Origin of the sequence: Paraconexibacter sp., from assembly GCF_041602235.1 — a bacterium.
In the GTDB taxonomy this organism is placed as follows: domain Bacteria; phylum Actinomycetota; class Thermoleophilia; order Solirubrobacterales; family Solirubrobacteraceae; genus Paraconexibacter.
In genome coordinates this window covers 1-7,599 of sequence record NZ_JBFIGP010000186.1, presented here as the reverse complement: position 1 = coordinate 7,599, position 7,599 = coordinate 1, and the positions used below count along the sequence as shown (strand labels likewise).

Below are 7,599 nucleotides of genomic sequence, written 5' to 3'. Positions count from 1 at the left end.
GGCGCCGGCGAGGATCACGCCGACCACCAGCGGCGCGAAGAGCCGCACGACCACGAGCTGGTAGACGCTGCCCATCCGGTCGTAGGTGCCGAAGAGCTCGAAGAACCCGGACGCCTGCACGCCCACCGGCCCGAACGACAAGGCGAACGCGCTGAGGACGAGGGGGAAGAGGCAGACGCGAACGATGAAGCGGAACTGCTCGACGAACTCGGGCAGCCAGGTGTACGGGCCGCGGACCCCGCGAGCGACGACCTGAGCGGCCAGGTGCATCATCCCGCCGAGGTCCCGCACCAGCGGTGGCGCGATGGGAAGGCGCGCCGTCACCGCCCACCTGCTCCGACCGCGAGCGTCTCGCGCACGACGATGTCGTGGGCCTCCCACGGCACCATGTGGCCGACCCGGTCCAGCGTCAGGAGGCGGGCCTGCGGGGCACGCTCCGCGACCAGGTCGGCGTGCCAGCGCGGCGTCGTCGTGTCCGCCGTCCCCCAGATCACGGTCAGCGGCCGGTCCAGTGCGGGGAGCGCCGCGGCCACCGACTCGCGGGCCATCATGCCGATCAGCGGACCGGTGCCGGCGGGGGTGGCGACCAGCATCCTCCGCGTCGCCTCGACGACCGCGTCGCTCGTGGCCGGCCCGACGGCCTGGCAGGCGATCCGTGTCCCGACCACGCGGGACCGGCAGAGGCGGGAGAGCGCTCCCGCCCGCGCCAGCGGTGCGAGGATCTGCGCGGTTCGCGCACCCCGGAAGACGTCGCCGGTCTCGGGCGAGATGAGGACGACGCCTGCGACGCGGGCTCGCAGTGCCGGGTTGGCCATCGCTCCCATCGCGACGAACGTGCCCATCGAGTGGCCGACGATCGTGGCGTCGCCGACGTCGTAGGCGTCGGCCACCGCGACGAGATCGTCGAACAACGCGGGCCCGGTCAACCCGTCTCGGCCCACCGTCGAGCGACCGTGCGCGCGGTGGTCGTAGGCGATGACGGTGCGCCCGGCGGCGACGAGGGCGGGCGCCACCACCGACCATTGCGCGATCGACGCGCCGTACCCGTGGACGAGCACGACCGGTGGGCCGCTGCCGAGCACGCCGACGTGCAGGCGGGTTCCGTCCGGGCGGTCCACGGCGTGCTCGGACCAGCCAGGTTCACGCAGCAGGTCGGCGAGCGCGGTCATCGCCCGCGCCCTGCCGCAAGCTCCCGGCGCGCCCCGTCGCAGCCGCGCCGGACCTCGCCTCCGAGGTTCCCTCCCATGACGTAAGTGTTTGCTGATCTAGCGCGGGAAGTCAAGCCGCTTCCGGCACGCCGGTCCCTCGGGCGCCCTTGACAGGCAGCCACTAACTAAGCAAACATTGACTTATGCGGGAGGAGGAGGAGCGCCCAACCTCGGTCGCGATCGTCGGTGCCGGCGTGTCGGGCCTGGCTGCCGGCCTGGCGATGCAGGCGGCGGGGTTCCCCTTCACGATCTTCGAGAAGGGCACGGAGGTCGGCGGGACCTGGAGGGACAACCGGTACCCGGGCCTGACCATCGACGTCCCGTCCCCGATCTACACCTATCGCGAGCACCGCCACCCCGGATGGCGTCGATGGATGCCCGATGGTCCGGAGATCCTCGAGTACCACCGTCAGGTCTCGTCGCGTACCGGCCTCCGGGAGCACATCCGCTTCGAGACCGAGATCACGGCCGCCGACTGGCGGGACGACCACTGGCTGCTGCGAACCGCGCAGGGCGACGAGCACCGGTGCCGCGCGGTCGTCTTCGCCTCCGGGTTCCTGCACCACCCCTACACACCGGACCTTCCCGGACTCGAGGAGTTCGACGGCGAGGTCGTGCACTCCGCGCGCTGGCGCGACGACATCGCCGTGCAGGCCCGCCGTGTGGGCGTCATCGGGAGCGGCTCGACCGGTACCCAGCTGGTCGGCGCGCTGGGCGGCGTCGCCTCCCACCTCACGCAGTTCCAGCGGACTCCCCAGTGGATCTTCCCGTCCGTGAACTTCGGGGTCCCACGGGCCGTCCGATCGGTGCTGGCCCGCCGGCCCGGATCGATCGACGCCATGACGGACCGCATCGAACGTCTGGCGGACTGGCTGCTCGGGGGCGCCGCGACCAGCCCGGGCCGCCGTCGCGACCTCTTCGACCTCGTCGCGAGACTGCACCTGCGCACCGTCCGCGACCCTGAGCTCCGGGCGCGGCTCACCCCGACCGAGCAGCCGCTGTGCCGGCGACCGGTCCTCTCGACGCGGTACTACCGCGCCGTACAGCGCCCCGACGTGAGCGTGGTCGACACCCGGATCGAGCGGGTCACACGTGACGGGATCGTCACCGCCGACGGCACCCTGCACCGACTCGACGTGCTGATCCTCGCCACCGGGTTCCGCGCGCACGAGTACATGCGGCCGATCGCCATCACCGGGGAGGACGGCCTGACGCTCGAGCAGGCGTGGGCGGACGGCCCCCACGGGTACCGGACGGTCGCGCTCACCGGGTTCCCGAACCTGTTCATGGTCCTCGGCCCGCACAGTCCGCTCGTCTCGATCTCCATCCACGGCAGCGCGCAGCTGCAGTCGGACTACATCGTCCAACTGCTCGATGTGCTCGAGCGGCCCGAGGTCAACTGCCTGAGCCCGAGTCCCGAGGCCACCGCGCGCTGGCTCGACCACGTTCGTGCCGGGATGGCCGACACGGTGTGGGCCACCGGCTGCTCCAGCTGGTACGTCGGCACGGGCTCCGTCCCGGTGCTCTGGCCCTATGACCGCCGGGCGTGGCAGAAGCTGCTCCGGACGCCCGACCTTCGCGACTACACCGTCCAGCCCGCCGTCCCGTCCCCCACGGGCCCCAGCACCTGAGGAGCGCCGACGCCACCGTGAACACCTCCGAGGCCACCGCCACCCACCCACCGCCCTCCCCGAGCGACGACCAGGAGCGCACCGTCGACGTCGCGATCATCGGCGGCGGGATCAGCGGCATCGGGACCGCGATCGCGCTGCGCGCCGCGGGACTGGGCGACGTGCTCGTCCTCGAGCGCGCCGCCGAGCTCGGCGGGACCTGGCGGGACAACACCTACCCGGGCTGCGCCTGCGACATCCCGTCGGTGATCTACAGCTACCCGTTCGCCCCCAATCCCGACTGGACCCGCGTGTTCGCCGAACGGGCGGAGATCCAGGAGTACGTCCTGCGGACCGCACGCGAGCACGGGGTCCCCTCCGTCACATCGCTGAACACGGAGGTGCTCGAGGCGCGCTGGGACGACCAGTCCGCGCGATGGCGCCTGCGGACGTCGACCGGGCCCGTCGTCGCCCGGGTCGTGGTGCTCGCCGCCGGCCCCCTGCACGAGCCGGTGCTGCCCGACGTGCCGGGCCTCGCGCGCTTCCAGGGGACGATGTTCCACTCGGCCCGGTGGCGCCACGACCACGACCTCGGCGGGGAGCGCGTCGCCGTGATCGGCACAGGCGCCTCGGCGGGCCAGTTCGTGCCGCGCATCCAGCGGCAGGCCGCCTCGGTGACCGTGTTCCAACGCACCCCGCCGTGGGTCATGCCGAAGCTCGACTGGCGCATCGGCCGGCTCCAGCGGGCGGCGCTACGACGGATCCCCATGCTGCAGCGCCTGGCTCGACTGGCCGTCTGGGCCGGCCTCGACGCGATGATCCTGGTCACGCATCACCGCCGACTCGCCGCGCTCGTGCAGCCGGTCGCGCGCTGGAACCTCCGCCGGGGCATCAGCGACCCCGCGATGCGGCGCGCGGTCACCCCGCGCTACACGATCGGGTGCAAGCGGGTCCTGATCTCCAACGACTACTACCCGGCGCTCGCACAGGACAACGTCCGGCTCGTCCCGCACGCCGTCCGCGAGATCCGCGAGCGCTCGGTCGTCGACGTGACGGGCACCGAGCACGACGTGGACACGATCATCTTCGGCACGGGATTCCACGTCACGGACCTGCCGATCGCCGAACGCGTCCGGGGCATCGCCGGACGCAGCCTGGCCGAGGTGTGGGACGGGAGCCCGCGTGCGTACAAGGGCACGACGATCAGCGGGTTCCCCAACGCCTTCATGCTGTTCGGGCCGAACATCGGCACCGCGTCCGCGTTCGTGATGCTCGACGCGCAGCTCACGTACGTGGTCGACGCGCTCCGCACGATGCGGGAGCGTGGGTGGACCGCGGTCGACGTCCGCCCGGAGGCGCAGGCGCGGGACAAGGCGCGCGTCGACGCGCGCCTGCGTCGCAGCGCCTGGAACGCCGGCGGCTGCACGAGCTACTACCTGGACGCGAAGGGAGCCAACGCCTCCGTCTTCCCCGGGACGATGCTCCGGATGAAGCGTGTGCTGTCGCAGTTCGACGCCGAGGCCTACGACACCCGGACCCGTGCGGCGGTGGCGCCGTGAACGCGGTCTCAGCGCGGCAGCAAGCCGAAGAAGATCACGTCGGTCAACTCGCGCGCGACGGTGTCGCGGTCGAAGGGCGGACCGCCGAACAGGGTCCGCAGCCCGTACATGAAGCACATGCCGACGATCACCATCGACATGGTGGTCGTGTCGTACTCCCGATGCTCCCAGTTGGGCTTCGCCGCCTCCGCGGCCTCGACGATCGTCGCGAGCGTCGGCGCGAACCGGTCGCGGTAGAAGGCAGCACCTTGGTCGGAGAAGAGCACGACGCCCAGCAGCGGCGTGATCTCGGCCATCGCGTCGAGCAGGTTGGCCACGAGGTCTTCGACGATCTGGCGTTGCACCTCGGTACGCCCGGCGTACTCCGACGCCGCGTTGGCGACCTCGACGAAGCCGTCGAGCGCTTCGACCAGGGGTTGCCCGACCGCTTCGGCGAACAGCTCCTCCTTGGAGGCGAAGTGCCGGTAGATCAACGCGATGTTGACGCCGGCAGCGTCGCTGATGTCCCGGACCGCCGTGCCGCCGTAGCCGGAGCGCAGGAAGACGGTGCGGGCGGCTTCCAGCAGCTGGACACGACGCGCGTCCGCGCTCATGCGTCGGCGTCCCTGCGCCGACGGACTCCGGCTGCGACCCGTGCTGCTCATCCCGGCGCAGGCTATCGCCGCGAGCCGACCCTCCCGCGACAGCGATGACGGCGCGGCTGTCCGGCGCCGCGAAACGGCGACTCCTGATCCCCCGGCCCCGCAGCGGTCCCGCCGAGCTGCGAGAGGCGGTCGACGGCCGCCTGGTCCTCATCACCGGCGCCTCGCACGGGATCGGCGCCGCGACGGCGCAGATGGTCGCCGGCGCCGGCGCGACCGTGGTGATGGTGGCCCGCTCCGGCGACCGGCTCCGCGACCTCGCCGGTGAGTTCGGTGACAGGGCCCATGCCCTGCCCTGCGATCTCGCGGACGAGGACGCGGTCGACGCCCTGGCCGAGACGGTGCTCACCCACCACGGCACGCCCGACATCGTCGTCTCGAACGCCGGCCGTTCGATCCGCCGACCGCTGGCGGAGAGCTACGACCGGTTCCACGACGTGTCGCGCACGACCGCGATCAACTACCACGGGCCGGTCGGCCTGCTCCTCGGCCTGCTCCCCACGATGCGTGCTCGCGGCAGCGGGCACATCGTCAACGTCTCGACCGTGGGTGCGCGTCTGGCGCCCGCGCCACGTTGGGCCGCCTACGTCGCGTCCAAACGGGCCTTCGACGCCTGGTTGCGCAGCGCCGCCGCGGAGAGCGCCCGGGACGGCGTGACCGCCACCTCCATCTACTTCGGCCTCGTGCACACCAGGATGAGCGCACCCTCGACCGACTTCTCGAACGTGCCGGGCATGAGCCCGCAGGACGCCGCTCGGTTGATCGGCGACGCGATCGTCCGCCGGCCGGCCGCCATCGCGCCGTGGTGGGCGACGGCGGCCGGTGCGATGAGCGAGGCCGCACCGGGCGCGATGGCAGCCGTCATGCGGCGCTACGGGGCCTCCCTGCCGGACGATCGCGAGCCGTCGCCGTGAGTCGTCGCGCGGACCTGACCCTCGCGGCACACGGCGTCCGGGCCTTCACGTCCGCGGGCGTCCTGCGGCCGCTGCCTCCCAGTCGGGTCCGGGCCGCACGACGTGCCGCGTCGGCACTGCACGCGACCCCGGCGTCCTCCGTGGCGATCGGCGCCGCGCTCGACCCCGGTGGGCTGGCGGTCGCCGACGAACGGGAGCGCGTGACCTGGCGCGACCTCGACCAGCGCGCCCGCAGGACCGCGGCCGCGCTGAAGCAGCGGGGTGCCGCCCCGGGCTCGCCCGTCGCGGTGCTGTGCCGCAACCACGCCGGACTCATCGTCGCCATCGCCGCGGCGAGCCGGACCGGAGCCGATGTGCTCGCGCTGAACACCGAGTCGACGCCGTCGCAGATCGCCGCGACGCTCGCCGAACGCTCGCCGGCGGTGGTGGTCCACGACGCCGAGTTCACCGAGCGCTTGACGGCTGCAGGGTTCCGCGGGCCGCGCGTGCTGGCCTGGGTGGACGACGAGCGCACCGACACCGTCACCCTCGCGCAGCTCGCCGAGGAGGCAGACGGGGACGACGTCGTTCCCTCCCGCCGCAGCCAGATCATCATCCTGACGTCGGGCACGACGGGTGTGCCGAAGGGCGCGTCCCGTGACCTGCCGCTGCGCTCCCTCCTGGGCTCCATCATCACGCTGATCGACGTCCTGGGGCTCCGGCGTACCGGACCGGTCTTCGTCGCTCCGCCGCTGTTCCATGGCTTCGGGCTCGCGTTCGCGTCCATCGCCCAGGCCCTCGGCGCGCCGGTGGTGCTGCGCCGCCGGTTCGATCCGGCGGACGCCCTCCGCGCGGTCGAGCTCGAGCGGGTGCACACCTTCGTGGCCGTCCCCGTGATGCTCTCCCGGCTGCTGGCCGCGGCCGGGGAGGGGGCGGACACCACGTCGCTGCGCGCAGTCGTGTCCGCGGGTGCACCGCTGTCGGGGCACCTCGCCACGCAGTTCATGGACGTCTTCGGCGACGTGCTGTCGAACGCCTACGGATCGACGGAGACCGGCTTCGGCGCGATCGCCGGGCCGGGCGACCTGCGCGCTGCTCCTGGAACGGTCGGCCGCCCGCCGCTCGGGGGGACGGTCCGCATCCTCGACGCCGACCGGCGGCCGGCTCCGATCGGGGCCACTGGGCACGTGTTCGTCGGCGGTGACCTGGTGTTCGAGGGCTACACCGCAGGCGGGACGAAGGAGACCGCGGACGGCGGGCTCATGAACACGGGCGACCTGGGGTACGTCGACGATCACGGACGGCTGTTCATCAGCGGTCGCGAGGACGACATGATCGTCTCGGGCGGGGAGAACGTCTTCCCCCAGGAGGTCGAGGACGCGCTCGCATCCCACCCGCAGGTGGACGACGTCGCCGTGCTCGGCGTGCCCGACGAGGAGTTCGGGCAGCGCCTGATCGCCTTCGTCGTCCCGGCCGCGGATGGACCCGCGACCGACGCCGAACTCATCGAGCACCTCCGGGAGCACGTCGAGCGGTACAAGCTCCCGCGCGAGATCGTTCGCCTCGACGAGATCCCCCGCACGCCCACCGGGAAGGTCCTGCGCCGCTCCCTCACCCCATAGGCTCCGGCCCATGAGCAAGATCCTCTACACGGCGCACGCGACCGTCACCGGCGGCCGCGGAGACGG

7 protein-coding genes are annotated in these 7,599 nt (G+C 72.5%); 4 read left to right on the top strand and 3 right to left on the bottom strand.

The window, feature by feature from the left end; all coding sequences use genetic code 11:
- Both ABYE80_RS14150 and ABYE80_RS14145 read right to left on the bottom strand, forming a co-directional pair.
- Window positions 1-324, bottom strand: a 324-nt coding sequence (locus tag ABYE80_RS14150) for an ABC transporter permease (RefSeq protein ID WP_372790929.1), incomplete at its 3' end; no start/stop codon positions are given.
- Complete coding sequence (locus ABYE80_RS14145; RefSeq protein ID WP_372790928.1) at window positions 321-1,169, bottom strand: alpha/beta fold hydrolase; 849 nt, start codon at window positions 1,167-1,169, stop codon at window positions 321-323. The genes ABYE80_RS14145 and ABYE80_RS14150, both read right to left, overlap by 4 nt.
- Before the next feature lie 182 nt (window positions 1,170-1,351).
- Between ABYE80_RS14145 and ABYE80_RS14140 the strand changes: the two genes are divergently transcribed.
- Window positions 1,352-2,839, top strand: a complete 1,488-nt coding sequence (locus ABYE80_RS14140) for a flavin-containing monooxygenase (RefSeq protein ID WP_372790927.1) — start codon at window positions 1,352-1,354, stop codon at window positions 2,837-2,839.
- 17 nt (window positions 2,840-2,856) lie between these two features.
- Window positions 2,857-4,377, top strand: coding sequence for a flavin-containing monooxygenase (locus ABYE80_RS14135; protein ID WP_372790926.1), 1,521 nt, complete (start codon window positions 2,857-2,859; stop codon window positions 4,375-4,377).
- 8 nt (window positions 4,378-4,385) lie between these two features.
- On the opposite strand, the gene ABYE80_RS14130 is transcribed toward ABYE80_RS14135, so the two are convergent.
- Complete coding sequence (locus ABYE80_RS14130) at window positions 4,386-4,970, bottom strand: TetR/AcrR family transcriptional regulator (protein WP_372790925.1); 585 nt, start codon at window positions 4,968-4,970, stop codon at window positions 4,386-4,388.
- A gap of 95 nt (window positions 4,971-5,065) precedes the next feature.
- Here ABYE80_RS14130 and ABYE80_RS14125 point away from each other — a divergent pair, with 95 nt between their 5' ends.
- Window positions 5,066-5,932, top strand: coding sequence for an SDR family NAD(P)-dependent oxidoreductase (locus ABYE80_RS14125; protein WP_372790924.1), 867 nt, complete (start codon window positions 5,066-5,068; stop codon window positions 5,930-5,932).
- On the top strand, window positions 5,929-7,533 hold the full coding sequence (locus ABYE80_RS14120; RefSeq protein ID WP_372790923.1) for an AMP-binding protein: 1,605 nt from the start codon (window positions 5,929-5,931) through the stop codon (window positions 7,531-7,533). Before ABYE80_RS14125 ends, ABYE80_RS14120 begins: the two co-directional genes overlap by 4 nt.
- Window positions 7,534-7,599 lie beyond the last annotated feature (66 nt).